Here is a 25,816-nt window from a genome sequence, read left to right as displayed (position 1 = left end):
CAAAGACCCGCCTTGTGATGCAGTGAGGAATAAGAAGATGGATAACGAATCAGCCGTTCAATCGCTTACCGACGTGATGGCAAAGTTCACCGCCTATATCGGCAAGCGCCTGCCGAAGGACGTCAAGGAAAAGACCGCAAAATTGCGCGCCGCGGAGACCAATTCCCTGGCCATCGAGATCTACGATTCGATGGCCGAGAACCAGGACTACGCGGACAAGCTCGACCGCCCGAGCTGCCAGGATACTGGTGTCATCCAGTACTTCATTGCCGCCGGCGCCCGGTTCCCGCTGTTGGGTGAACTCGAAAACATCCTGCAGAACGCGACCCTGGAAGCCACCAAGAAGGGACCGCTGCGGCACAACGCCGTGGAGACCTTCGACGAGAAGAACACCGGCACCAACACCGGTTCGAAGATCCCGTGGCTGGACTGGGAAATCATCCCCGACGCCGACTATGCGCTGATCGACGTCTACATGGCCGGCGGCGGCTGCACCTTGCCGGGTTCGGCCAAGGTGCTGATGCCCGGACAGGGCTACGAAGGGGTGACCGAGTTCGTCTTCGACGTGATCACCTCGCGCGGCGTGAACGCCTGCCCGCCGCTACTGGTCGGCGTCGGCGTGTCCACTTCGGTGGAAACCGCGGCGCGCCTGTCCAAGCGGGCCATCCTGCGTCCGGTGGACTCCTCCCACCCGAACGCGAACGCCGCGATGATGGAAAGGCTCCTCGAAGAGGGCCTCAACGAGATCGGCATTGGTCCGCAGGGGTTGACCGGCAACAGCAGCGTAATGGGCGTCAACATCGAATCCTCGGCGCGTCACCCGTCGACCATTGGCGTGGCCGTCTCCACCGGTTGCTGGGCGCACCGTCGCGGCAAGATCCGCATCAATGCTGACCTGTCCTACGACATCCTCTCCCACGAAGGAGTAGTACTGTGAAAAAAGTCCTCTCGACCCCGATCAAGGATGAAGACCTCGCGGCCCTCAACGTCGGCGACGTGGTCTACCTGACCGGCCAACTGGTGACCTGCCGCGACGTGGCGCACCGCCGACTGATCGAGCTCAAGCGCGAACTGCCGGTCGACTTGCGCGGCGGGGCGATCTTCCACGCCGGTCCCATCGTCCGCAAGAAGGACGACGGCAGTTTCGAAATGGTGTCCATCGGACCGACCACCAGCATGCGCATGGAGAAGTTCGAACGTCAGTTCATCGAGGAAACCGGCGTCAAGCTGATCATCGGCAAGGGCGGCATGGGCCCGGAAACCACCGCCGGCTGCCTGGAGAACAAGGCTGTGCATGCGGTATTCCCCGGCGGTTGCGCGGTTCTTGCCGCGACCAAGGTGGAGGAGATCGAACGCGCGGAGTGGCAGGACCTGGGCATGCCGGAAACCCTCTGGGTGAACCGGGTTCGCGAGTTCGGCCCGCTGATCATCTCCATCGATACCAAGGGCAACAACCTGTTCGAGCAGAACAAGGCGCGCTTCAACGAGCGCAAGGGCGCTGTCATCGAGAAGATCAACAGCCAGGTGCGCTTCATCAAGTGACCTGGCCAGCGATCACGGCAGGGAAGCCGTGATCGCCCCCTTGCGGTGCAAGACGTGCTCCTTGCTCCCGTCTCCCGGACATGCCTCCTGGCGGGTTTCCGCCATCTTCTGTCCGGGTAGTGGCGTTCTTTCCCCACTCCATCGCCGGGAATTCCCACCAGGTTCCCGAAATAGACGCACCACGAGCGTCGGGTACAGGTCTTGCAATCATGAACGGCAAAGACCAGACAACGACTCAAGGGATAAGACCATGCAGAAAGCCTGTCACCATGAGCTGCGCAACGCCTTCCGTGCCCTGCTTGCCAGTCCAGCCTGTTACCACACCGCATCGGTGTTCGATCCCTTGTCGGCACGCATCGCCGCGGACCTCGGTTTCGAGGTCGGCATCCTTGGCGGTTCGGTCGCATCCCTGCAGGTGCTCGCCGCACCGGACATCGCCCTGATCACCCTCAGTGAGTTCGCCGAGCAGGCCACTCGCATCGGCAGGGTGGCCCGCCTGCCAGTTATCGCCGACGCCGACCACGGCTATGGCAACGCGCTCAACGCGATGCGTACGGTGATTGAACTGGAGCGCGCCGGCGTCGCCGCGCTGACCCTCGAAGACACCCTGTTGCCGGCACAATTCGGCCGCAAGTCCTATGACCTGATCAGCGTCGAAGAGGGAATCGGCAAGCTGCGCGCAGCCCAGGAAGTCCGCGACGACCGCGCGCTGGCGATCATCGCCCGCACTCACGCCGGCGTGCAGCCGTTGGCCGACGTCATCCACCGCACCCGCGCTTACCAGGGCGCCGGCGCCGATGGCATTTGCCTGGTCGGTGTGAAGGACTTCGCTCATCTCGAGGCCATCGCCGAAGACCTGCGCGTGCCGCTGATGCTGGTCACCTACGGCAACCCGGAACTGCGCGACGACAGCCGACTGGCCGAGCTGGGTGTGCGCATCGTGGTGGACGGTCATGGTGCCTACTTCGCAGCGGTCAAAGCCACCTACGACAGCCTGCGCGAACAGCGTGGCATCCCAATCGGCAACGGCCTCAATGCCTCGGAATTGGTAACCCGGTACACCTGCCCCGACGACTACATCGCCTGGGCGCGGGAGTACATGAACGTCAAGGAATGATGCTGCAGCCTGACTGGCGATTAACATCGCCTCCACAGGCAATCTCGGCTCAGATCCGCAGGATGGGTTGAGGTACGAAACCCATGCGGACCATGGTTGATGGTTTCTCACGTCCAACCCCGCCGCGCAGGGCCACGGATGCAGCGGCTGCATTCACGGCGATACCTCCTCATGCGTGTCCTCGTAACGAATTCAGAACCGCGTACAGCTTCTCCCGCACGGCTTCTGTGAACTGACTCGGTGGCCTAACGGCATTGGCTGGCAATGACTCTTCGCAAAAAATCGCAAATTCCTCCGCGATCTGTTCGCACAAGTTGCGCAGCTTTTCGGGCGTATCCCAGAGCGTTGGGTCTACGGCCGGCAGCACTATCATCTTGTGGCTGGCGAGGCTCTCGAACTGGAGGTTGATCGCCCCATCCTCCTGCCGTGTCACGATGCAGTGAAATCCCGGCATCAATTCTTCGAAAAGCACTTCAATGCCCCGATTTTCGCTGGTGATGTTCATCGTGGGTTCTCCTCGACCCGGAAGGTGATCAGCGATCGCCGAGAGGGCAGGTCAGCAGTCGGGTGAACTGAACACCGGGCACCCATATTCATCGATGTGCAGCAGCTTGCTGAGCGCATCCTGGGCAGCCAGTGCCCCATCGGACCTGCGCTTGAAGTGAGTGCGGTAATAGACCTGGTGGAGTTGGGGTTCGATATCGGGGTGATGCAGCTTGATGGCGATGAATGCCGGGACGTGATCACCGTTGAGGCGGGTTTCGGTCCAGGCAGCATGCCCGGGGAAGTCTCGTCGGTTCATGGCGGCCTCCTGCTGGGGTGCAACTCAGACATTGCGGATGTCAAATATGAACCAGCAACCAGAATCCGGGATGAGGTATCGATGAATGGCGTGCCCTGGTACTCAGGCAGACGAACGGTCCGAAATTTACGGGAACGGCTGTCCATTACTACGTTGTCTAAGTATCCGTTTTGTCAGGCCGCTGGATAACACCGGAGGCACCATGAAGCGCCTGCTTCAACAACGACTTCAAGATCAAGTGGATTCAGTCCTTCCCGGCTTCGAGGTCCTGTGCGAGTTCGGCCTGGGCCAGGTCATCGAGATCCGCCTGCGGCGAATCAAGTCGCACGAGTCGATACGCATAACGGGCGTACAGCTGGCCGACCTCCGTGGACCGGGCGCGCTTGATAGGACGGTCGAGCAGCTCCTGTTCGAGATTCAGGCAATTGTCGGCGATCTGCCTGCCCAGGACCCTGTAAGGACGGGGTAACGTGAAGCCCGGCGAGCAGGCCCTCATCGGCTCGTGACGACCTCCGCCTGATTTCAGAGGAGACGCAGCATGGACCGATTCACCGGCGGCTGCCTCTGCGGCAACGTCCGAATCGTGGCGTCGGGGCGCCCGTACCGGGTTGGCCTTTGTCACTGCCTCGACTGCCGCAAGCATCACGGGGCTCTTTTCAACGCCTGCGCGGTGTTTCCTCAGGATGCCGTGACGATCGAGGGCGAAACTCAAGACTCCGCTGGTCGATTTTTCTGTCCCCGCTGCGGCTCGTCCGTTTTCGCCCGTACCGCAGACGAAATCGAAGTGAACCTCGGCGCCCTGGATGCTCCAGACCAACTGATGCCGACCTACGAAAGCTGGGTTGTGCGTCGCGAGTCCTGGTTGCCGCCGTTCCCGCTCGCAAGGCGCTACGAGCATGATCGTGATTCGACGGGGCGCCTTGAGGAGTAGGCAGGAACGTTGCGTTCGAGCAGACGAGTCAGCCGATGGCCTTGGCCATTTCAGTGGTGGCGGCCCAGCCCAGCTCTTCATAGACCGGCTTGCCTGCATCGGTCGCGTGCAGCACGGCGAAGCTCAATCCGCGCTGGGCGAACTCCGCTTCCGCCAACTTCATCAGGGACGAAGCCAGGCCGCGGCGCCGATAGGCAGGTTCGACGAACACATTCAGCACATAGCCGCGCTGGTCCAGGTTCGGATGGGCCGGGTGGGGTGGCCAGTCGATACTCATGAGGCCTATCGCCGCCACGGGCTGTCCACCGTCCATCAATGCAAAACCATAGTAACGGCCATCGACCAGGCGCTGATGTAACCAGGGGCGGAAGTGCTCGGTCATCACCCGCAACTCCGAAGGAACTCCGCCTGCCTCGAGGAACATGGTTTCGCGATGCCGGCAGATCATCGGAAGGTCATCCGGCTCCAGCCGACGCACCTTAAAACCTGAAAAGTCGATGTCATCGAGCATCTCTTTCATCGCCTGGAACCGTTCGGAGTGGTCGATGCTAAGGCGGTTACAAGGTGCGTGATAGGTGCAGATCCAAACGAAATCCGCCATACAGAAATTCGATTCAGCCGCGCGAAGGGACGCCCTCAACCGGCTTGCTGCTTGCCATGCAGATCCACTCGTTCCTGGCTTGCCGCAGATCCTCCAGCCCGTGCAGTAGATCGGTTGTGCTCAACAGCGACATGGCATCGCGCAGATGTTGCAGGCCGAGCGTCTGGCCGCTTTTGCAGGCTTGCCATTGCTGTTCGGCGGCCTGGCGAGGATCGTCGAATTGCGTACCGAGTTGGGCAATGCCATTTCGCAGCGTCAGTGGCTTCAGCTTTGACAAGAACCCTGGAAAGTCTGCGAGAAATTGCTCGATGAATCGGCGCAACTCCTCTGGTGGGGTAGAAGGCGACTGGAGCCCGAAGAGGATGCCGGGCCGTCCACCGACGCGCCGATAGCCTGACAGGACGCCATAGCCCAGTTGCAGCTCGGTGCGCATGCGCTGAAAGAAGGCGGGCTCGATCAGCTGCGCAAGTGCACGCCAGATGGCCTCGGTGAGCGTGTCCTCACCGGGTTGGGCACAGAACAGCAGGAGTGCGTGTTGCGGGTCGGCCGTTTCGAATCGAGTCCAGGGCAGTTCGGCGGGGTTTCGTCCATTCGAAGGCAGGGGACCGAATGCCCGGCCGGGTAGCGCACGGGTCTGAGCGACTACCTGAGCCTGGGTCCGGGCATCCAGCCCGAATGCGAGGCCATCCCAGTTGGCCGATCGCCAGAAGTCATCCCAGGCGGACTCCAGCGCTTCAGCGGAAAATGGCTCGCAATCCGCCTCTGCGCCCTGATCCAGGCGGTAGAACATTTGCTGGATGAGGATGCCGCTGGATTGCCTCGCGCGGGACGATACGGACGGCGGCGTCGGCATGACCTCGAGTTGTTCGAGTACCGCCTGCAGTGCTGATGGAATCACGCGAGCGATTCCAATGAATGCAATCTCCCAATCCGTTTGCAGATGGGTCAGGCGGATTTCCAGACCGGCTTGCCGCGCTTCATCAATCATAGCGGCCAGCTTCGTGCGCAACATGGCAAACAAACGGTGCTGCGTGGGTCTGGCCGAGGCTGCGCGCCAACGCAGGAAGAGGGCGCCCTGGCCACTGGGGCTGGGTGGTTCGGGGGCAAGTTGCAGACCCCCAGGGTGAGGTGGTTGGTCGGGTGCAACGTCAGGCCATCGCTCCTCGCCCAGGAAGCGGTTTGTGGGCGGGAGTTGCCAATGTTGGGGCGCGGGCGAGCTGGCCGCGCGTGGATGGCCGCCGCGCAGATGCACCAGCTGCGCAGGCTGCAGTTGGGCCAGCACGGCGGGGAGGGCGGCAAGCATTTTTCGGCCTGATCCGGGCCATTGCCGGTCGTTGCACAACCAGTGTCGGGCCAGTGCCAATGGCCGCATGGTTTCCAGCTGGCGCAGTTGCACGCGAGCGTACTCGTCATGCAAGGCGTCCTTGTCCTGCACGCCGGCAAAGAACTCCAGCCAGCTGAACAGCAGGGCGATGGCATCCGGCTGATCGGCAGATGGCGGGCACGCCAGTTGCAGGTCGAGTTGCAGGATGGCCTGCCGTTCTCCGACCTTGGACAGCTTGATGTTCAGCCGCTCTGCGATCCCTGCGTCGCGGAGATGGCCGAACCAGCTGCCAGGCCCCTCGTGGGCCAGCCAGAAGGCGATGAAGTCGAGGGTCAGTTCGGCGTCTCGCGGCAGGCTGTCGAGGACGAAGGCCAGGCTCAGCTCGGAATCGGAGGGCGCGGGCGCAAGGCCGTTCCGAAGGGGGAAGAGGGCGGGCGGAGACGCTCGTCTCAGCAGCGGGGCGCTGCCGAGCTGTGCTGCATGGCGCTGCGCCAGCCAGTGCAGTTCATGGAGCGGCTGCGGGCCCGCCAGCACCAGGGTCTTCTGGCCGGTTCGATAGAACTGGCGGTGGTGTTCGTGCAGTGCTGCCTGGAAGGCCGGCTGGCGAATCGGCAGGCTGTAGCGATTGCCGGCATGGAAGCGGGCGCAAGGATGGTTCCGCGGCAGACTGGCCGCCAGTGGCAGGGCGCTACGCCCGTCGGCGTGTGTCCAGGCGAGGAACTCGGCATGCAGCACCTCGCGCTCCCTTTCCTGGCTCTGCAGCGCTAACAATGGCGCGGCGATCATGTCGCATAGGCGCGCCAAGCCGCCGTCGAAGGCGCTGCGCGGCAGCTCGAAGAAAAAGTCGGTATGACGTTCGCGGGTGGTCGCGTTGACGTCGCCGCCCTGGGCCAGGACGAATGGAATCAGGCCCTGTCCCAAGGGGAAGCTGGCACTGCCGAGGAAGACCAGGTGTTCGAGGAAGTGCGCCAGGCCGGGAAAGGCCTGAGGAGCATCATGGCTGCCCGCATGTATCCGCAGGGCCGCAGCGGCCCTGCCTAGGCCAGGCTGGTGGAGCAGGACCAGTTCCAGGCCATTGTCCAGGCGGGTGCGCAAGGGGCTGGGTCCGGGGGCGGCGAGTCGGCTGTTCATGATCTCAGCGGCTCGTCGCGATGAGCCGGGCATTCTTCTCGTTGCGATAGGTCAGTTGTTCCGGCGGCTTGGCGGCATGCTCCGCTTCTTCCCGGGCCGCCAGTATCTGGCCGTGGTGTGCCGACTTGGCGCAGACCGGGTCGGCGTTGCTGGCGTCGCCGGTGAGCAGGAAGGCCTGGCAGCGGCAACCGCCGAAGTCCTTTTCCTTCTCGTCGCAGGAGCGGCACGGCTCGGGCATCCAGTCGTAGCCACGGAAACGGTTGAAACCGAAGGACTCATACCAGATATGCCGCAGCGAGTGCTCGAGCACATTCGGGAACTGCACCGGCAACTGGCGGGCGCTGTGGCACGGCAGCGCGGTGCCATCCGGGGTGATGTCGAGGAACAGGCTGCCCCAGCCGTTCATGCAGGCCTTGGGGCGTTCCTCGTAGTAGTCCGGGGTGACGAAGATCAGCTTGCACGGGTGCTTCTCGGCGGCGAGCTTGTCCCGGTACTCATTGGTGATGCGCTCGGCCCGTTCCAGCTGGGCGCGGGTCGGCAGCAACCCGGCGCGGTTCAGCTCGGCCCAGCCGTAGAACTGGCAGGTGGCGAGTTCGACGAAGTCCGCCTCCAGCTCCAGGCACAGTTCGATGATCCGCTCGATGCTGTCGATGTTGTGCCGGTGGATGACGAAGTTCAGCACCATCGGGTAGCCCTGGGCCTTCACCGCGCGGGCCATGGCCAGCTTCTGGGCGAAGGCCTTGCGCGAGCCGGCCAGCAGGTTGTTCACCTCCTCGTCGGCGGCCTGGAAGCTGACCTGGATATGGTCCAGCCCGGCGTCCTTGAAGGCGGCAATGCGCGCCTCAGTGAGGCCGATGCCGGAGGTGATCAGGTTGGTGTAGTAGCCCAGCTCCCGCGCGGCGTGGATCAACTCTTCCAGGTCCTGGCGCACCAGCGGCTCGCCGCCGGAGAAGCCGAGTTGCGCCGCGCCCAGCTCACGGCCCTGGCGGAACACCTCGATCCACTGGGCGGTCGTCAGTTCCTCGCCCTGTTTCGCGAAGTCCAGGGGGTTCGAGCAGTACGGGCACTGCAGCGGGCAGCGATACGTCAGCTCGGCCAGCAGCCAGAGCGGCAGGCCGATATTGTGCTCAGCGGAGCTGGATCCAGAACTTTTCACTGGCGACCTCCATGAACTGCACGACGTCATCCGCCAGGTCCGGCGCATCCGGATACTGTGCGCTCAGGTTGCGAATGATCGAGTCGACATCGCGTTGACCGTCGATCTGCGTGGCAATGGCACCGGCACTTTCGTTGAGGCGGATCATCCCTTCCGGGTAAAGCAGCACATGGCAGTTCTGCGCCGGCTCCCACTGCAAACGATAGCCACGGCGAAACTGCGGGATCTGATGGATATCGAACTCGCTCACAGGGCAATCCCCCGGTGCCAGACCCGCTCACGGGTCACCGTGTGGTAAGGCGGACGGTCCAGCTCGTACGCCATGCTCATGGCGTCGAGCATGCTCCAGAGCACGTCCAGCTTGAATTGCAGGATTTCCAGCATGCGTTGCTGGGCTTCCCAGGTGCGGTAATGCTCGAGGGTGATGCGCAGGCCGTGCTCGACGTCGCGGCGCGCCTCCTTCAGGCGCTTGCGGAAGTAGTCGTAGCCGCTGGCGTCGATCCACGGATAATGCTGCGGCCAGCTGTCCAGCCGCGACTGGTGGATCTGCGGGGCGAACAGCTCGGTCAGCGAACTGCTGGCCGCTTCCTGCCAGCTCGCGCGACGGGCGAAATTCACATAGGCGTCCACCGCGAAACGCACCCCCGGCAACACCAGCTCCTGGGACAGCACCTGCTCGCGGCCCAGGCCCACCGCCTCGGCCAGGCGCAGCCAGGCCTCGATGCCACCTTCCTCGCCGGGCGCGCCATCGTGGTCCTGGATGCGCTGGATCCATTCGCGACGGGTATTGCGGTCCGGGCAGTTGGCCAGGATGGCGGCATCCTTCAGCGGGATGCACACCTGGTAGTAGAAGCGGTTGGCCACCCAGCCCTGGATCTGCGCGCGGCTCGCACGGCCTTCGTACATCGCCCGGTGGTACGGGTGGTGGATGTGGTAACAGGCACCCTTGGCGCGCAGGGCCTGCTCGAACTCGGCGGGGCTCATGGCTGGCTGGTTCATCTCGGGCTCCCTTACAACTCGATGCTCATGCCGTCCCAGGCCACTTCGATGCCGTGGCGGCCCAGTTCAGCGCGCTCGCGGGAATCGACGTCGAGGATCGGGTTGGTGTTGTTGATGTGAATGAGCACCTTGCGCGGGCCCGAAATGCCGTCGAGCACCTCGATCATCCCGCCCGGGCCGCTCTGTGGCAGGTGGCCCATCTCGCTGCCGAGCTTGTCGCCGACCTCGCAATGGCGCATTTCGTCGTCACGCCACAGCGTGCCGTCGACCAGCAGGCAGTCGGCGCGGCGCATCCAGCCGAGCAGTGTCTCATCCACCTGGCCCAGGCCCGGGGCGTAGAACAGGCTGCCGCCGCTCGCCAGGTCCTCGATGAACAGGCCGATGTTGTCGCCCGGATGCGGGTTGCCGCGATGCGGCGAGTACGGCGGCGCACTGCTGCGCAGGGGGATGGCGGTGAACTTCAGGCCAGTACAGGCGGGAATCTCGAACACCGGACTGGCCAGGTCGATGGGGTGCCACGCCAGCCCGCCGTTCCAGTGCTGGAGCATGTTGAACAGCGGGAAGCCGCTGGTCAGGTCCTGGTGAACCATGTCGGTGCACCAGACCGGGTGCGGGCAGCCCTCACGCAGGCTCAAGAGGCCAGTGACGTGATCGATCTGGCTGTCCATCAGGATGATCGCGGCGATGCCCGTGTCGCGCACGCGGCGGGCCGGTTGCAGCGGTGGGAAGGCGTCGAGCTGGGCGCGGATATCCGGCGAGGCGTTGCACAGCACCCAGTCGACGCCATTGGCGCTGAGGGCGATGGAGGACTGGCTGCGCGGCTGCGCCCGGACCTTGCCGCTGCGTACGCCGGCGCAGTTGCGGCAATTGCAGTTCCACTGGGGGAAACCGCCACCGGCGGCCGAGCCGAGAATCTGGATATGCATGGCGAATACGACCTGCCTTGGAATCCTGCAGGAAAAAGGACCCCGGTAAACCGGGGTCAAGCAAGGACGCTGTGCCGGTGGAGGCCAGCTCAGCGCCGTGGAGCATCAGCGGTTGGCGAAGTACAGGGTCACTTCAAAGCCAATGCGCATGTCGGTGTAGCTGGGTTTGGTCCACATGGGTCGAATCCTCTCTTTTGTTATTGCGTGGGGTGAATCGACGAAATCTTCGTCTGTGCTGGCCAGGCAAGGCGGTGCGGTCGCGGCCGCCTTGCCTGGTCCGATCACGGTTTTTCTTTCGCAGCGGTCGACTGCTGCTCCTTCGTGTAGTCCGCGTACTCGCGACTCATGACGTAGGCCTTGATTTTTTCGACCTCGTCCGCCGTCAAAGTGTCCCCGAAGGATGGCATGCCCAGAGGACGCAGCACGCCTTCCCGGACGATCTGCTGGAACAGGCTGCGGCGCGACTCGTCGGATTTGCGCAGGTCAGGCACCAGCCCGCCGCTCATCGCCCCGACGCCATGGCACACGGAGCAGTAGCTGCCGTACAACTGCTGGCCAGCTTTAAGGTCGGCTTCACTGGCGTGGACCGGTTGCGGGATGCGGGTGAGGGCGGCGACTTGTTTCTCCGGAAGCTGCGGCAGGCTGGCCTTGCCGTCCAGCTTGAACACCAGCAGGCGGCTGACGTTGCCGACGCCCGGCGCTTTCGCCGCATCGCCGCCAATCAGCGGGGCGACACCGCCCCAGCCGGCCATGATCGCCACGTACTGTTCGCCCTTGTAGCTGTAGGTCATGGGCGCGGCGACGATGCCGGTCTGGGCGGCGAAGGACCAGAGCTGCTTGCCCTTGTCGGCCGAGTAGGCCACCAGGTTGCCGGCGGCCGTGCCCTGGAACACCAGGTTACCCGCGGTGCTCAGGGTGCCGCCGTTCCAGTAGTGCGGGTAGGGCACGCGCCAGGCTTCCTTCTGCTTCACCGGGTCCCAGGCCAGCAGCGCACCGGACACCGCCTCGCGCGGAATCTCGGTGGCGTCGGAGAAACCGGCACCGGTGTTGAAACCCTTGCGGCGAACGAAGTCCTTGCCTTCGTTGCGGTAGACGCCTGGGATTTCCTGGTAGGGGATGTACACCAGTCCGGTCTGCGGGTTGTAGGACATCGAGTGCCAGCTGTGGGCGCCGAACGGGCTCGGCCACATCACCACGGGCTCTTTCTCATAGCGCGCACCCGGTACCTCCACCGGACGGCCGGTCGCCAGGTCGACGCGCTCGGCCCAGGTCACCTTGCCGAACTTCTCGGCGGACAGGAGCTTGCCGGTTTCGCGATCGAGCACGTAGAAGAAACCGTTCTTCGGCGCCTGCATGATCACCTTGCGGGGCTTGCCGTCGAGCTCCAGGGTCGCCAGGGTGAGTTGCTGGGTCGCGGTGAAGTCCCAGGTCTCGCCCGGGGTGGTCTGGTAGTGCCAGGCCAGTTTGCCGGTGTCCGGGTCCACGGCGAGGATCGACGACAGGTAGAGGTTGTCGCCACCGCCAGGGCTGCGCAGTTCTCGGTTCCACGGCGAGCCGTTGCCGGTGCCGATGTAGAGCAGCTCCAGGTCGGGGTCGTAGGCCATGCCGTCCCAGACGGTGCCACCACCGCCGCCTTTCCAGTACTCGTCGCCTTTCCAGGTCTTGGCTGCTTCGGCCAGCTCCGGATGCTCGTAGGGCTTGGCCGGGTCGCCGGGCACGGTGTAGAAGCGCCAGGCCATCTTGCCGGTCTCGGCGTCGTAGGCGGAGAAGTAGCCGCGCACGCCATATTCCGCGCCGCTGGTGCCGATGATCACCTTGCCCTTCACCACGCGCGGCGCGCCGGTGATGGTGTAGGGCTTGCTGTTGTCGGTGGTCTGCTGGCTCCAGACTTCCCGGCCGGTCTTGGCGTCCAAGGCGATCAGGCGGCCATCGAGAGTGCCGATGTAGATCTTGCCATTCCACAGCGCGACGCCGCGGTTGACGGCATCGCAGCAGGCGTCGCGGGCCTTGCCGCGTTCGATCTGCGGATCGAAGGTCCAGAGGACCTTGCCAGTGGCCACGTCGACGGCGATGGCGCGGCTCCAGGAAAGCGAGGCGTAGAGCACGCCGTCGGAGAACAGCGGGGTCGCTTCCAGTCCACGGTGGTTATCGAGGTCGATGTACCAGGAGAGGCCGAGCTTGCCGACGTTGTCGGCAGTGATCTGCTTCAGGGGGCTGAAGCGCTGTTCGTCATAGGTACGACCGTGGCTGAGCCATTCGCTGCCATCTTTCTCGCTGGCGACAATGGCGGCCTGGTCGACGGGAGCCGCGTAGGCGGCTGGCCCCAGCAGGGCGACGAGCAGGGCGGCGGCGAGGCGGGTACGGTTTCTGTGCATGGGCTGCGTGTTGGACATTTACGCAGGACTCCTTGATGTGCTTGTTATGGGCGGAGTGCTTTCGCTCATCCGATATGAATCAGGCGGTCGGCTGGCGAAAGGTCAGAACACCTGCAGCAGTCGCAGGTTGATGCGGTTGTCTTCCTCGAACCCGTTCTCGACGGACAGGTCCTGCCCGTAGGTCGCCAGCACCTGGGTGGTGGGCGTGATGAAGTAGGAGGCGCCGATGTTGTATTTGCTGGTATCGGGTTCGTCGTTCAGATCGATGCCGTCGACTTCGTTTTCCCCGCCCCAGGTCCTGGATATGCCTGCACGGATATCGAAGCGCTCAGTGAAGTTGTAGCGCAGGAAAGCCTGGCCCTGATAAAGCTCCGACTGCTTGCGTGTCACGCTGTCCGGACCGTAGTCGTCGTTGTCGCCGAAGAAGGTCACGTCGCCCACCAGGTCAAGGGTTAGCTTGTCGGTGAGGCCGGTGATGTAGCCGGCCTGGAGGGTGAACTTCCAGCGGTTCTCGCCGAGGTTTATCGGCTGGTCGTTGTCGTAGCTGCCGGTCGGCGCAAAGATGAACGGCGTGATACCGAAGTAGCGACGCTTGGCCGGGTCGTTCACCAGCCAGATGGTGGACGCGAGGATCAGGTCGCCGGTGCCGCTATCGCTCCCCAGGCCCTTGAGATCGTCCTTGGCACGCAGATTGCCAAAGGGCAGGAGAAACTGCGGATCGATGATGTAGTCGCCGAGCTTCATGAAGTGCACACCCCGGAGGATGCCCACGTCCGAATCCAGGCCTGCGTCGATGGGAGCCTTGTGGCCGTTGGCGTACAGCGCGTTGCGTTCGGCGTGTTGGTAATACAGCAGGCCGAGGTTGGTGCCTTCGGGCAAGGCCGTGTAGTCGCCTGCATCCACATCCAAAGCGTGGGCGGCAGGGGTGAATCCGGCTGCGAGACCGAGGCTGGTGGTCAGGGCCAGGGCCCTGGAAACAGCGGTCTTGTGCGTGCTGCTGGAACAGGCGAGACGAGCTTTACCGCTCTTCGTCATGACATCACCTTTTATTGTTTTTGTTTATCATTGATTGCTGTTCTCTGGCCTTTACTTGAAAGAACAACCAGAAACGCATCAGCTGTTCAGCAGGACCTGTGCCATATTGTTTTAAGTTCTAATTAGTGCTTGAAAATCAATGGCTTGTATAAAAATGCAATTGGCGGTTGGAAGTTCCAGGAAGGTTGCACCGTCTCGCTGTCTCACTCTGAGCCAGTTGCAGGGCGGCAATGCTGTACCGGTCTGATACAACCGTTTCGAGGATGAGCCATGAGCAAGCCCGATGACCCCATTCCCGCCACTGAAGGCAGGACGGTTCTCATGTCGCCTGAGGGCCGCAGGCCGGCCTTCGGATCGCAGTTGATCGCACGCTCGTGGGAGCGCTCCCAGCATTACGGAATTTCGCCTCGCGACCGGGTGCTCTTCGATGCTCCGGTCGTGGTCCGTCCAAAGGACATCCAGGAACACGGAGGGACGCTTCTCGGCGCCGCGAAGCCCGAGATGGAACAGTTGCACGGAGCGCTTGCGCCGAAGGACTGGGTACTTGCCTGCATCGACATGGAGGGCGTGGTGCTCAACTCGATCGGCAAGTGCAACAGCGCCAGCCAGGAGCTCAACCAGGTTTTCCGGCCCGGCGCGCAGTTCCTCGAAACGCTGGTGGGCACCACCGGGCCGAGTTGCGCCCTGGAAGAGCGGGAAACCGTCGTCGTGGCTGGCGCCGACCATTACCTGGAGGAGGCCCATGCCTTCACTTGCATGGCCACCCCGATCTTCGGCCTCGATGGCGGAATAGTCGGCGTGCTGGATGCCAGCCGCAAAGGGCCGGCGACTTCCCTCTATTGCCTGGAGTCCCTGGTCATCGCGGCCCGCGCCATCGAACGGCGGATGTTCATGGAGTTGGGGAATGTCCTGCTGGTGCATTTGCACTACCGGCTGGACATTCTCGGCACCCCCATGGAGGGGCTGCTGGCGTTCGATCCGGTCGGAAAGCTGAAAGGGGCCAATCGCATCGCCACGCAGATATTCTCGTCGCCGGGGTTGAAGCGGGGCATGGATTTCAACGAGCTGTTCGACATGCCTTTCGCCCATGCCGTCTGCTATCGCCGCTACGACCTCAGCGTGCCATTCCGCATGCAGACCCAGTGGGGCTGCCAGCTGCACGCCTGCCTCACCACCTCACCGGAGAAGAAGGCCAGTCAGTTGCAGGAGCCGCCGCGCACCTTCGCCACCGCCGAGCGCCGCCCCCTCGCCGTGCAGGGGCCGTGCCTCGAAGACCCAGCGGTCAGTTCTGCGCTGGAGCGTGCCCGCAAGGCCTTCGCACGGGATATCCCGGTGCTGATCAACGGCGAGACCGGCACCGGCAAGGAGGTGTTCGCACGCCTGCTGCACGAGGGCAGTGCCCGCGCCAGTGGTCCCTTCGTGGCGATCAACTGTTCGTCGATTCCGGCGAGCCTGATCGAATCGGAGCTGTTCGGTCATGTTGAGGGTGCCTTCACCGGCAGCCGCAAGGGCGGGGCGGCCGGCAAGATCGAGCAGGCGCACCAGGGCACCCTGTTCCTCGACGAGATCGGCGACATGCCGCTGGAACTGCAGGGGCGCCTGTTGCGCGTGCTGCAGGAGCGGAGCCTGAGCCGTCTCGGCAGCACTGCCGTCATCAAAGTGGATTGCGCGCTGATCTGTGCCACCCACCGAGATCTGGCACAGCTGTCGCAGGAGCAGGGTTTCCGTGAGGACCTCTACTACCGGATTAACGGTTTGCGGGTCACCTTGCCGGCCCTGCGCGAACGTACCGATCTGGCGCTACTGATCCAGCGCTTGCTGCAGAGCGAGACGGCATCCCATGCGCCGCTGGCGTTGGAGGAATCCGCATTGCAGGCCCTGCTGAGCTACAGCTGGCCGGGGAATATCCGGCAGCTCCATCAGACGCTCCGGCTCGCTGCCGCGCTGGCCGAAGACGAGGGTTGGATCGGGCTTCGACACTTGCCCGACGAAGTGCTGCCGGCCATCGCGAAGGCGTCGGCAAGCCGGGCAGAACCGGCGCCGGCCGCCGCACCTCAATCACTGGCGGGGGATACCTTGCTGGCATCCGAGCAGCGCGCGATCCGTGCCGCCATCGATGCCTGCCAGGGCAATCTCTCGGCTGCCGCCCGTAGCCTGGGGATTGGACGGGCAACCTTGTACCGCAAGCTGAAGGCGATGGGAGAGGAGTGAGGTTCAGGGCAAGACCGCACGCGGCAACGGGTGCAGCCTTGCCGTCTGGTCGGCGCGTCAGCGGGCAGTGGTCGGGTCGATGATTCCGCGAACTTCGGAGACACGATTGGCCGGGAAGCCACCTTGCTCGGCATGTTCGCGGACCAGTTCTTCGTTATCCGCGCGGTACACGCAATAGACCTTGTCGTCCGTCACGTAGCTGTGCAGCCACTGAATCTGTGGCCCCATGGCGCTGAGCACGGCGCATGACTTCTGCGAGATGGCCTGAAGCTCCTTGATCGTGAGCTTTCCCGCATCGGGGATGTCGCGTTCGATGACGTAGTTCGGCATGGTTTTTTCCTTCTTGTTGTGGGTTGTCTGGTGACGCTTGTGTCGTAGGGTGGATGGCGCTTTTTTCCCCCACACAACGGTGTCGGACCGGGTGCCGAATGGTCGCTTGGCACCCTTGTTGGAGCGAATTCATTCGCGATTGAAATCGCTCCCACAGGAGCCCTCAGAGCTTGATCAGCACCGACTTCAGCTCGGTGTAGTGCTCGATGGCTGCCGCGCCCATTTCGCGGCCGACGCCGGAGAGCTTGTAGCCGCCGAAGGGCAGGGCCGGGTCGAGGGCGCTGTGGCAGTTGACCCAGACCGAGCCGGACTTGATGCGCGGAATCATCCGGTGCACCGCCGACAGGTCGTTGGACCAGATGCTGGCGCCCAGGCCATAGGGGTTGTCGTTGGCCATGCGCACCACCTCGTCGATATCGTCGAAGGGCATGGCCACCAGCACCGGGCCGAAGATTTCTTCCTGCACCAGGCGGTGCTGCTGGTCGACGTCGACGATCACGGTCGGCTTGACGAAGTAGCCGGGGCCGAAACCTTCGCCGCCGCAGGCGATGGTGGCGCCCAGTTCGCGGCCGAGGTTGATGTAGCCGGTGACGCGGTCTTGCTGCTTGGCGGAGACCAGCGGGCCCATCTGCACGCTGGGGTCCAGGCCGTTGCCGAGCTTCATGCCGTTGGCGATGCCCGCGATGTCGGCAATCACGTTGTCGAAGTGCTTGCGGTGCACATACAGGCGCGAGCCGGCGCAGCAGACCTGGCCCTGGTTGAAGAAGATCGCGCTGGCGGCGCCGGCGGCGGCTTCGGCGAGGTTGGCGTCGGGCATGACGATGGTCGGCGACTTGCCGCCGAGTTCCAGGGTCACGCGGGTCATGTTGTCCATGGCCGCCTTGCCGATCTGCTTGCCCACCTCGGTGGAGCCGGTGAAGGTCAGCTTGTCCACGCCCGGATGGCAGGTGAGGGCGACGCCGGCATTCAGGCCGGTGCCGGTGATGACGTTGAACACCCCGGCCGGGTAGCCGGCTTCCAGCACCAGTTCGGCCAGCTTGAGGGCGGTCAGCGGGGTTTCATCGGCGGGCTTGAGGATCACGGTGCAGCCGGTGGCGAGCGCCGGGCCGAGCTTCCAGCAGGCCAGCAGCAGGGGGAAGTTCCAGGCGACGATGGCGCCGACCACGCCCACCGCTTCGCGGCGGATGTAGCCGTGGAACTGGTCGCCCGGCATCAGCGGCAGGGACGGGTCGACCGTGGTGCCTTCGATCTTGGTGGCCCAGCCGGCCATGTAGCGGAGGAAGTCGATGGCCAACTGCACGTCCATGACCTTGGCCACGGCGGCGCTCTTGCCGTTGTTCAGGCATTCCAGTTCGGCCAGTTCCTGGGCATCGCGCTCCATCAGGTCGGCCAGGCGCCACAGCAGGTTCTGCCGCTCGCGCGGACGCATGCGGCTCCAGGCGGAATCATCGAAGGCCTGGCGCGCGGCCTGCACGGCGCGGTCCACATCCTCGGCGGTGGCGGAGGGCACTTCACCGAGGATTTCGCCGGTCGCAGGATTACGGAAACTCATGGTGTTGCCGCTGGCGGCGTCCTGCCATTGGGCACCGATCAGCATCCGATGGGGGCGGTCCAGGAAGGAGCGGGTTTGCGGAAGAATTGGGGGAGTCTGCATGGGCGGGGCCTCTTGTTGTTGGTGTCTGGCCCAGCGGGAGCAAGGCCTGTGCCAGCGCCCCTGCAGGCCAGGCAGGACGCCGGGCGCGGAGGTAGAGACGTCCTCTGCGCAACGCATCGATTCGGCAGGGTTGTGCCGGACTGGGGCAGGTGTCTCTGAATGAGACAGCCCGGCTGTCTCGCTTCAGCCGGGCCGGTTCGGAGCGAAGCCGTAGATGCCAGCGTGGGGCTACACCCGGAACTGTTTCAGGGTCTGGTTCAACTGGTTGGCCAGCGTTCCGAGCTGATGGCTCGCCGCATTGGACTGGCTGGCGGCGAGGGCACTTTCCTCCGCCAGGGAGGCCGCCTGCGTCACGTTCAGGTTGATGTCCTCGACCACCTGGGACTGCTCCAGGGTGGCGCTGGCAATCGAGGCGTTCAGGCCTGTCAGGTTACGCAGCGACTGGGCAATCTGCTCCAGGCTCCGGCCTGCCAGGCGAGCCTGTTCGACGGTCAGCGCCGACGCCTGGCTGCTTTCGTCGATGACCTGCACGGCGGCTTCGGAGTTGGCTTGCAGGCGCTCGATCATCGTCTGGATTTCGGCCGTTGATTTCTGCGTGCGTTGCGCCAGCAGCCGCACCTCGTCGGCGACCACGGCGAAGCCGCGCCCCTGTTCACCGGCGCGCGCGGCTTCGATGGCGGCGTTAAGGGCCAGCAGGTTGGTCTGTTCGGCGATGGCGCGGATGACTTCCAACACGGTGCCGATCTGCGCGCTTTCATGGGCCAGGGACTGGATGACGTCGACCGCCTTGCCGATGGTGCCCGAGAGCTGGTCGATTTGTTGCAGGCTGCTGCCGATATTGTCCTGGGCACGCAGCGCTTGTTCTTCGGCGTCGAGCATTTCGCTGGAGGCTTGTTCGGCGTTACGCGCCACCTCCTGCACGGCATAGGAAAGCTCCTGGACCGCGGTGGCGACCAATTCCATCTGTTGCGATTGTTGCTGGCTCTGGCGCTGGGTGTCGTCGGCGATGACCCCCAGGGATTGTGAGGCACGGTCGAGCGAGTCGGCGGTTTCCAGCGAATGGCCGATGACGCCGCGCAGCTTGCGGGTGAAGGCGTTGAAATGTGTGCCCAGGGCGGTCAACTCCTCACTCCAGTGTTCATCGAGACTACGGGTGAGGTCAGCCTCGCCGCTGGCGATGTTGGCCATGGCATTGACCGCCTGGTCCAGCGGTGAAGCGATGCTGCGGGCGATCAGCATGATCAGGACGGAGAGCAGCAGGCCCGTCAGCAACAGGATGCCGAGGGTGTTGAGGGCGTGCGCGCGGAACTCGACCTGCACGTCGTCGACGTAGATGCCCGAGCCGACTATCCAGCCCCAGGGCTGGAACAGTTCGACGTAGGAGACCTTCGGCACCGGCTCGTCGGAGCCGGGACGCGGCCAACTGTAATGGACCAGACCGGCGCCATCGCGCTTGGCGACAGCCACCATGTCGTCGAACAGCCGTTTGCCGTCCGGGTCCCGCGTGCCGGTCATGACCTTGCCTTCGACCTTGGCGCTGGGGTGCATGACCATGCGCGTGTCCAGGCCTTCCAGCCAGAAATAGTCTTCACCGTTGTAGCGCAGGCTGCGCATCAGTTCGATGGCCTGCCGCTGGGCTTCTTCGCGGCTGAGCTTGCCGGTGCTTTCCAGCCCCTGGTAGTAGCGCAGGATGCTGCCGGCGGTCTCGACGACATGGCGGGTCTTCAGGGCCTTGGCGGCGTGCAGGTCGGAGAGGTTTTGGCTGAGCATCAGCCCGGCCAGGGCGAGCAGTACCAGCAGGGAGGTCGAAAGGATCAGCCACAGGCGGTGACTAATAGCGATATGGCGCAGGTTGGGCATGGCAGTTGGCTTCTTGTTGTGGGTCTCCGACGGCCGGAGCAAGGCCTGTGCCAGTCATGGACCTTGTCGAACTGGCGTGTGCGGGCCATCAGGCTGGGGTCGTTCCCAGGCAGGGCTGCCGGCTCCGATTGAGACACCGGGTTGTCTCATGCCACCGCAAGACAGCGTGTGGAGGAAGGGTGAAATCGAGCCCGAAAAAAACCGGGCGCTCCACGGGAGCGGAGACGCCCGGAAAACGTGGGTGACTCAGAGTTGATAGCTGGCCAGTTCGCGGGCAATCACGAGGCGCTGCACTTCGCTGGACCCTTCGTAGATCTGCGTGATTCGCGCATCCCGGTAGTACTTCTCCACCGGGTAGTCCTCCAGGTAGCCATAGCCGCCATGGACCTGGATGGCGCTGGAGCACACCTGCTCGGCGATTTCCGAGGCGAACAGCTTGGCCTGCGAGGCTTCCGACAGGCAGGGGAGGCCGGCGCTCTTCAGGCGAGCGGCATGCAGGATCATCAGGTGAGCGGCATTGATGCGGGTCTGCATGTCCGCCAGCAGGTTGCCGATGCTCTGGTGCTCAATGATCGGCTTGCCGAACTGCACCCGCTCGCGTGCATAGCCCAGCGCCGCTTCGAAGGCCGCCCGGGCAATGCCGAGGGCCTGGGCAGCGATGCCGATGCGGCCACCTTCGAGGTTCGACAGGGCGATAGCGAGGCCTTTGCCGCGTTGGCCCAACAGGTTGGCTTCCGGCACCACGCAGTTGCTCAGGGTCACGGCGCAGGTGTCCGAGGCCTTGATGCCCATCTTGTGTTCGCTGCGGTCGACGTCGAAACCGGGCGTGTCCGTGGGTACCAGGAAGGCGGAGAGGCCTTTCTTGCCCAGCTCCGGGTCGGTCACTGCGAAGACAATGGCGAGCTTGGCCCGTTTGCCGTTGCTGACGAACTGCTTGGCGCCGTTGAGCACCCAGTGGCCATCCACCAGCTCGGCACGGGTGCGCAGGTTGTGCGCCTCGGAGCCCGCCTGGGGTTCGGTCAGGCAGAAGCAGCCTATCGCCGCGCCACTGGCCAGGGCCGGCAGCCACTGGTCCTTCTGCGCCTCGCTACCGTAGTTGAGGATCGGGCCGCAGCCGACCGAGTTGTGGATGCTCATCAGCGCACCGAGGGCGGCGTCGCCGGCGGAGATTTCCTCTACCGCCAGGGCGTAGGCGACATAGTCGATGTAGGTGCCGCCCCACTGCTCTGGCACCACCATGCCGAGCAGGCCCAGTTCGCCCATCTGGCGTACCAGTTCGTCGTCGATCCAGCAGGCTTTCTCCCAGGCCTGTGCGCGGGGTGCCACTTCAGCGCGGGCAAAATCTCGCGCCATGTCGCGGATCATGCGCTGTTCTTCGGTGAGTTCGAGGTCATGCATCGTGCTTGTTCTCCCGCAGGATGGCACCGTCAGGCGGTGCGAAGAGGTTTGCCGGCCGCGCTCGGGAAGCCGCCGAAGAAGGACAGCACCCGTTCTTGCGTCAGCTCCGCCAGGGTCGGCGGGTTCCAGCGTGGCGTCTTGTCCTTGTCGATGATCAGGGCGCGGATACCCTCGATCAGGTCGCCCTTGTCGAACCACTGGTCGTCCAGGTGCAGCTCCAGGGCGAAGCAATCACCCAGCGACAGATGACGGCCCCGGCGCAGCAGTTCCAGGGTCACGGCCATCGCCAGGGGAGAGCGGCTGTCCAGCACGCGCACGGTTTCCTCGGCCCAGTCGGAGTATTCAGCGCAATCCTCGGCCAGCAGCGATTGGCGGATGGCAGTGATATCCGGCAGTGAGAAATGCCGGTCGATAGCCGGTCGCAGCGCTTTCAGCTCCGAGCCGGGAATGCGCTCGGCGGCCAGGCAACCGAGTAACTGCGCGAGGTTCTCCCTCGGCGCATAGCTCCATTTCAGGGTGTCCAGTGCCTGGTCCAGCTCCGCGATGCGTTCGCTGGGCAGGCAGTAGTCGGCGAAGCCGGCATACAACGCATCGGCCGCGCGCACCTGGCAGCCGGTGACGCCCAGGTAGATACCCAGCTCGCCCGGCAGGCGAGGCAGGAAGTAACTGCCGCCGACGTCCGGGAAGAAGCCGATGCCGACCTCCGGCATACCCATGCGGGTGCGCTCGGTGATGACGCGCAATGAGGCGGCCTGCGCCAGTCCCATGCCGCCGCCGAGGACGAAACCGTCCAGCAGCGCCAGGACCGGCTTGGCGTAGTTGTGCAGGTACTCGTCGAGTGCATACTCCTCTTCGAGGAACACCTTGTGCTGGTTGTCACCGGCTGCATGGCTCTCGTACAGCATGCGGATGTCGCCACCCGCGCAGAAGGCCTTCTCACCGGCGCCGCGAATGACCACGGCGACGATGTCCGGGTCCAGCTCCCAGGCCCACAGGTGACGATGTAGCTGGCGCACCATGGGCAGGGTCAGGGCATTGAGCCCGGCCGGGCGGTTCAGCGTGAGGTGGCCGACGCGGTTGCGCACGCTGGCCAGGATGGGCGCCTCGTCACTCATGCTCAGGCTTCCCGACGGAACAGGTTGATGATCGCGGAGAAGTCGAGCCCGCCGTACCCTTGCAGGCTGAAGGTCTGATACAGCTGCTGGGCGGCGGCGCCGAGCACGACCGGTTGTTTCGCGTGGCGCGCGGCCTCGGTGGCCAGTCCCAGGTCCTTGAGCATCAGGTCGGTGCCGAAGCCGCCGCTGTAACCGCGCGAGGCGGGGGCATTTTCCAGTACGCCGGGGAACGGGTTGTTGATCTCCGAGCTCCAGCAGCGGCCGCTGGAGGTGTTGATGATGCCCGCCAGCACCTTTGCATCCATGCCGAGGGCGACGCCCAGGGCCATGGCTTCGGCGACGCCGACCATGGAGATACCGAGCAGCATGTTGTTGGCGATCTTGGCGACTTGGCCGTTGCCGGTGTCCCCACAGTGGACGATGTTCTTGCCCATGGCGGCGAGCAGCGGGTGGGCCTGGTCGAAGGCGCTGGCCGTGCCGCCGACCATGAAGGTCAGGGTGCCGGCCGCTGCACCGCCGGTGCCGCCGGAGACCGGCGCATCGAGCATGGGATTGCCCTGGGCGGCGGCCGCCTTGGCGACGTCGCGGGCACTCAGTGGGTCGATGGTGGAGCTGTCGATCAGCAGTACACCCGGGCCGATGTTGGCCAGCAGCCCATCGACGCCCAAGTAGACGGCCTTCACGTGAGCGGCGGTGGGCAGCATGGTGATGATCGCGGCAACACCGTCACGGGCGAGCTCCGCCGGGCTGTTGGTCGTACGCGCACCGAGCTCCACGAGCGCGGCAGTCGCCAGCGGCGAGGGGTCGAACACGGTGAGCGTGTGGCCGGCCTTGAGCAGGTTGCGGGCCATGGGGCCGCCCATGTTGCCGAGACCAAGAAATCCGATATGCATGCTGGTGTCCTCTTGAAATTGGGCCGGGAGGGCGGTCAACGGTGGGTGAAGTTCGGTGCGCGCTTTTCCACGAAGGCATTCATGCCTTCCTTCTGGTCGGCGCTGGCGAACAGCGAATGGAACAGCCGCCTTTCGAAGCGCACGCCTTCATTGAGTCCCAGCTCGAAGGCGCGGTTGACGCACTCCTTGGTCATCATGGCGGCGGGCAGCGATTTACTGGCTATTCCACGGGCCGCGGCCAGGGTCTCGTCCAGCAGGGCTTCGGCTGGCAGGACGCGGGCTACCAGGCCGGCGCGTTCAGCTTCCTCAGCGGTCAGCTGGCGGCCGGTGAGGCACAGTTCCATCGCCTTGGACTTACCCAGGGCATGGGTCAGGCGCTGGGTGCCACCGATGCCCGGGATCACGCCCAGGGTCAGCTCCGGAAGGCCGAAGCGGGCGTTCTCGGCGGCGTAGATGAAGTCGCACATCAGCGCCAGCTCGCAGCCGCCGCCCAGGGCGTAGCCGGCGACCGCCGCGATCAGCGGCTTGCGCCGTGCGCCGATGCGGTCGGCGGCGGCGAAGAAGTCATCCAGGTAGATCTGCGGGAAGCCGAAGGCGGACATCTCCTTGATGTCGGCACCGGCGGCGAAGGCTTTGGCCGACCCGGTGATCACCAGGCAGCCGACCTCCGGATCGGCCTCCAGGCCGTCAAGGGCCTGGTTCAGCTCGGCGACCAGCTGCGAGTTGAGGGCGTTGAGCGCCTTGGGGCGGTTCAGCGTGATCAGGCCGACGCGGTCCTGCACGGAGACCAGGATGGTTTCGTATTCCATGGCATTACTCCAGGCGGGCCGGCGCGAGGCGCCGGCCCGGAGGGATCATTTCAGGGTGATGGTGGTGTTCACCGCGCCGCCGACATCGTCTTCATCGAACCAGCGTTGGGTGATGGTCTTGGTTTGGGTGTAGAACAGCACCACCTGCTTGCCGTAGGGGCCGAGGTCACCCAGCTTGGAGGCGCGGGAGCCGCTGAAGGAGAACAGCGGGACCGGCACCGGGATCGGTACGTTGATGCCGACCTGGCCGACGTCGATCTCTTCCTGGAAGTGCCGCGCGGCAGCACCGGAGCGGGTGAATAGAGCGGTGCCGTTGCCGTTGGGGTTGGCGTTGATGAAGGCGATGGCCTCATCCAGGCTGGCGGCGTTCACCACGCAGAGCACCGGCCCGAAGATTTCTTCGCGGTAGATGGTCATTTCCGTGGTCACGCCGGAGAAGATGGTCGGGCCGACGAAGTTGCCGTCCTCATAGCCAGGTACGCTCGGGTTGCGGCCATCGAGCACCAGCTTGGCGCCTTCCTCGATACCCGTGGCGATCAGGCCACTGATGCGGTCCAGTGCGGAGCAGGAGACCACTGGGCCGATGTCGGTGCCCGGCTCGACACCGGCACTCACCTTGAGGGTCTTGGCCTTTTCCACCAGGTCCGGCAGCCAGGCTTGCGCCTCGCCCACCAGGATCACCACCGGCAGGGCCATGCAGCGCTGGCCGGCGGCGCCGAAGGACGCGCCCAGCAGGTTATTCAGGGTCTGCTGCTTGTTGGCGTCGGGCAGGACGATGGCGTGGTTCTTCGCGCCCATCATGCATTGCGCACGCTTGCCGTTCAGCGAGGCGCGGTTGTAGACGTGGGTGCCGACCTTGGTGGAGCCGACGAAGGACACAGCCTTGATGTCCGGGTGGTCGCAGATCAGGTTCACCGCATCGACGCCGCCGTGGATCACGTTCAGGACGCCTTTCGGGATGCCGGCTTCCAGCGCCAGTTCGACCAGGCGCATGGTCACCAGCGGGTCCTGCTCGGAGGGCTTGAGGACGAAGGTGTTGCCGCAGGCAATGGCCATGGGGAACATCCACAGCGGAATCATCGCCGGGAAGTTGAACGGGGTGATGCCGGCGCACACGCCGATCGGTTGCAGCAGGGTGTAGGTGTCCACGCCGTTGGCGACGTTGTTGGCCAGCTCGCCCATCTGCAGGGTGCCGATGTTGGCGGCGTGTTCTACCACCTCAAGGCCACGAAAGACGTCGCCCTCAGCGTCCGGCAGGGTCTTGCCCTGTTCGGCGGTGAGCAGGGCGGCCAGCTCCTTGATGTTCTCGCGGATCAGCTGCTGGTACTTGAGGAAGATGCGGGCGCGTGCGCCGATCGGGGTCTTGCGCCAGGTCTTGAAGGCGTCCTGGGCGGCGGCAACAGCGGCGTTCATCTCGTCCTGGGTGGCGAAGGGTACGCGGGCCAGGACTTCCTGGGTCGCCGGGTTGACCACGTCGCGCCACTGCTGGGACTTGGATTCGACGAATTCACCGTTGATGAGCAGCTTGACGCTGGGAACGCTGGAAGAGGTCATGTATGGGTCCTGCCTGCTTTCGTTGGGTCGAGTGAGGCCCCTCGGGCAAGTCG

Annotated in this window: 25 protein-coding genes and 1 pseudogene; 6 read left to right on the top strand and 20 right to left on the bottom strand. The window is 64.4% G+C overall.

Annotated elements, in window-relative coordinates; all coding sequences use genetic code 11:
• Positions 1 to 37: 37 nt before the first annotated feature.
• The 3 genes from ttdA to SA496_RS13955 all read left to right on the top strand — a co-directional run bounded on the left by ttdA (position 38) and on the right by SA496_RS13955 (position 2,659).
• Positions 38 to 937, top strand: a complete 900-nt coding sequence (gene ttdA, locus SA496_RS13965) for a L(+)-tartrate dehydratase subunit alpha (RefSeq protein WP_120650580.1) — start codon at positions 38 to 40, stop codon at positions 935 to 937.
• Complete coding sequence (ttdB, locus tag SA496_RS13960; protein WP_120650582.1) at positions 934 to 1,542, top strand: L(+)-tartrate dehydratase subunit beta; 609 nt, start codon at positions 934 to 936, stop codon at positions 1,540 to 1,542. The genes ttdA and ttdB overlap by 4 nt, the downstream gene beginning before the upstream one ends.
• Positions 1,543 to 1,792: 250 nt before the next feature.
• Positions 1,793 to 2,659, top strand: a complete 867-nt coding sequence (locus SA496_RS13955) for an isocitrate lyase/PEP mutase family protein (RefSeq protein ID WP_153920683.1) — start codon at positions 1,793 to 1,795, stop codon at positions 2,657 to 2,659.
• 169 nt (positions 2,660 to 2,828) lie between these two features.
• On the opposite strand, the gene SA496_RS13950 is transcribed toward SA496_RS13955, so the two are convergent.
• Positions 2,829 to 3,164 carry a hypothetical protein gene (locus tag SA496_RS13950; RefSeq protein ID WP_120650586.1) on the bottom strand — a complete coding sequence of 112 codons (336 nt, stop codon included), beginning with the start codon at positions 3,162 to 3,164 and terminating at the stop codon, positions 2,829 to 2,831.
• A gap of 51 nt (positions 3,165 to 3,215) precedes the next feature.
• A complete protein-coding gene (locus SA496_RS13945; protein ID WP_120650587.1) occupies positions 3,216 to 3,461 on the bottom strand; it encodes a hypothetical protein in 246 nt (81 codons plus the stop codon).
• A gap of 202 nt (positions 3,462 to 3,663) precedes the next feature.
• On the opposite strand from SA496_RS13945, the gene SA496_RS13940 reads away from it, so the two are divergent.
• Complete coding sequence (locus SA496_RS13940) at positions 3,664 to 3,930, top strand: hypothetical protein (protein ID WP_330115589.1); 267 nt, start codon at positions 3,664 to 3,666, stop codon at positions 3,928 to 3,930.
• A gap of 69 nt (positions 3,931 to 3,999) precedes the next feature.
• On the top strand, positions 4,000 to 4,392 hold the full coding sequence (locus SA496_RS13935) for a GFA family protein (protein WP_330115588.1): 393 nt from the start codon (positions 4,000 to 4,002) through the stop codon (positions 4,390 to 4,392).
• Positions 4,393 to 4,420: 28 nt separating this feature from the next.
• On the opposite strand, the gene SA496_RS13930 is transcribed toward SA496_RS13935, so the two are convergent.
• The 9 genes from SA496_RS13930 to SA496_RS13890 all read right to left on the bottom strand — a co-directional run bounded on the left by SA496_RS13930 (position 4,421) and on the right by SA496_RS13890 (position 13,939).
• Positions 4,421 to 4,912, bottom strand: coding sequence for a GNAT family N-acetyltransferase (locus SA496_RS13930; RefSeq protein ID WP_153920776.1), 492 nt, complete (start codon positions 4,910 to 4,912; stop codon positions 4,421 to 4,423).
• Positions 4,913 to 5,006: 94 nt separating this feature from the next.
• On the bottom strand, positions 5,007 to 7,448 hold the full coding sequence (pqqF, locus tag SA496_RS13925; RefSeq protein WP_330115587.1) for a pyrroloquinoline quinone biosynthesis protein PqqF: 2,442 nt from the start codon (positions 7,446 to 7,448) through the stop codon (positions 5,007 to 5,009).
• A gap of 4 nt (positions 7,449 to 7,452) precedes the next feature.
• Positions 7,453 to 8,604 carry a pyrroloquinoline quinone biosynthesis protein PqqE gene (gene pqqE, locus SA496_RS13920; RefSeq protein WP_330115586.1) on the bottom strand — a complete coding sequence of 384 codons (1,152 nt, stop codon included), beginning with the start codon at positions 8,602 to 8,604 and terminating at the stop codon, positions 7,453 to 7,455.
• Positions 8,576 to 8,854: a pyrroloquinoline quinone biosynthesis peptide chaperone PqqD gene (gene pqqD / locus SA496_RS13915; RefSeq protein ID WP_120650597.1), complete on the bottom strand. Its 279-nt coding sequence runs from the start codon at positions 8,852 to 8,854 to the stop codon at positions 8,576 to 8,578. The genes pqqE and pqqD overlap by 29 nt, the downstream gene beginning before the upstream one ends.
• Positions 8,851 to 9,603 carry a pyrroloquinoline-quinone synthase PqqC gene (gene pqqC, locus SA496_RS13910; protein ID WP_330115585.1) on the bottom strand — a complete coding sequence of 251 codons (753 nt, stop codon included), beginning with the start codon at positions 9,601 to 9,603 and terminating at the stop codon, positions 8,851 to 8,853. The genes pqqD and pqqC overlap by 4 nt, the downstream gene beginning before the upstream one ends.
• Positions 9,604 to 9,614: 11 nt before the next feature.
• The gene (gene pqqB, locus SA496_RS13905) at positions 9,615 to 10,529 is read right to left on the bottom strand and encodes a pyrroloquinoline quinone biosynthesis protein PqqB (RefSeq protein WP_330115584.1); all 915 of its coding nucleotides are present in this window, start codon (positions 10,527 to 10,529) and stop codon (positions 9,615 to 9,617) included.
• Between the two features lie 105 nt (positions 10,530 to 10,634).
• A complete protein-coding gene (gene pqqA, locus SA496_RS13900) occupies positions 10,635 to 10,706 on the bottom strand; it encodes a pyrroloquinoline quinone precursor peptide PqqA (protein ID WP_120655176.1) in 72 nt (23 codons plus the stop codon).
• Positions 10,707 to 10,810: 104 nt separating this feature from the next.
• On the bottom strand, positions 10,811 to 12,922 hold the full coding sequence (locus SA496_RS13895; protein ID WP_330115583.1) for a PQQ-dependent dehydrogenase, methanol/ethanol family: 2,112 nt from the start codon (positions 12,920 to 12,922) through the stop codon (positions 10,811 to 10,813).
• An 84-nt stretch (positions 12,923 to 13,006) separates the two neighbouring features.
• Positions 13,007 to 13,939 carry a transporter gene (locus tag SA496_RS13890; protein ID WP_120650603.1) on the bottom strand — a complete coding sequence of 311 codons (933 nt, stop codon included), beginning with the start codon at positions 13,937 to 13,939 and terminating at the stop codon, positions 13,007 to 13,009.
• A gap of 270 nt (positions 13,940 to 14,209) precedes the next feature.
• On the opposite strand from SA496_RS13890, the gene SA496_RS13885 reads away from it, so the two are divergent.
• Entirely contained in the window at positions 14,210 to 16,150 is a 1,941-nt protein-coding gene (locus tag SA496_RS13885) for a sigma-54-dependent Fis family transcriptional regulator (protein ID WP_280358940.1), read from the top strand.
• A gap of 57 nt (positions 16,151 to 16,207) precedes the next feature.
• Here the strand turns inward: SA496_RS13885 and SA496_RS13880 are convergent, their stop codons facing one another.
• The 9 genes and pseudogenes from SA496_RS13880 to SA496_RS13845 all read right to left on the bottom strand — a co-directional run bounded on the left by SA496_RS13880 (position 16,208) and on the right by SA496_RS13845 (position 25,763).
• A complete protein-coding gene (locus SA496_RS13880; protein WP_120650606.1) occupies positions 16,208 to 16,480 on the bottom strand; it encodes a DUF4242 domain-containing protein in 273 nt (90 codons plus the stop codon).
• 163 nt (positions 16,481 to 16,643) lie between these two features.
• Entirely contained in the window at positions 16,644 to 18,134 is a 1,491-nt protein-coding gene (locus SA496_RS13875; RefSeq protein ID WP_280358413.1) for an aldehyde dehydrogenase family protein, read from the bottom strand.
• A 228-nt stretch (positions 18,135 to 18,362) separates the two neighbouring features.
• Entirely contained in the window at positions 18,363 to 19,097 is a 735-nt protein-coding gene (locus SA496_RS29235) for a methyl-accepting chemotaxis protein (RefSeq protein ID WP_371924401.1), read from the bottom strand.
• A 123-nt stretch (positions 19,098 to 19,220) separates the two neighbouring features.
• A pseudogene (locus SA496_RS29230) lies at positions 19,221 to 19,904 on the bottom strand (cache domain-containing protein); the annotation flags it as partial.
• Between the two features lie 336 nt (positions 19,905 to 20,240).
• The gene (locus SA496_RS13865) at positions 20,241 to 21,392 is read right to left on the bottom strand and encodes an acyl-CoA dehydrogenase family protein (protein ID WP_330115581.1); all 1,152 of its coding nucleotides are present in this window, start codon (positions 21,390 to 21,392) and stop codon (positions 20,241 to 20,243) included.
• A 29-nt stretch (positions 21,393 to 21,421) separates the two neighbouring features.
• Complete coding sequence (locus tag SA496_RS13860) at positions 21,422 to 22,507, bottom strand: enoyl-CoA hydratase/isomerase family protein (RefSeq protein ID WP_330115580.1); 1,086 nt, start codon at positions 22,505 to 22,507, stop codon at positions 21,422 to 21,424.
• A 2-nt stretch (positions 22,508 to 22,509) separates the two neighbouring features.
• Positions 22,510 to 23,400 (bottom strand): 3-hydroxyisobutyrate dehydrogenase, encoded by an 891-nt coding sequence (gene mmsB / locus SA496_RS13855; RefSeq protein ID WP_120650617.1) that lies wholly within the window; start codon positions 23,398 to 23,400, stop codon positions 22,510 to 22,512.
• A gap of 35 nt (positions 23,401 to 23,435) precedes the next feature.
• Positions 23,436 to 24,209, bottom strand: a complete 774-nt coding sequence (locus SA496_RS13850) for an enoyl-CoA hydratase (RefSeq protein ID WP_120650619.1) — start codon at positions 24,207 to 24,209, stop codon at positions 23,436 to 23,438.
• 45 nt (positions 24,210 to 24,254) lie between these two features.
• The gene (locus SA496_RS13845; RefSeq protein ID WP_120650621.1) at positions 24,255 to 25,763 is read right to left on the bottom strand and encodes a CoA-acylating methylmalonate-semialdehyde dehydrogenase; all 1,509 of its coding nucleotides are present in this window, start codon (positions 25,761 to 25,763) and stop codon (positions 24,255 to 24,257) included.
• Between the last annotated feature and the right edge of the window lie 53 nt (positions 25,764 to 25,816).

Source organism: Pseudomonas sp. JS3066, assembly GCF_036328175.1.
GTDB lineage: Bacteria > Pseudomonadota > Gammaproteobacteria > Pseudomonadales > Pseudomonadaceae > Metapseudomonas.
Note: the sequence above shows the minus strand (reverse complement) of the source record. Positions and strands in the feature narration are given on the sequence as shown.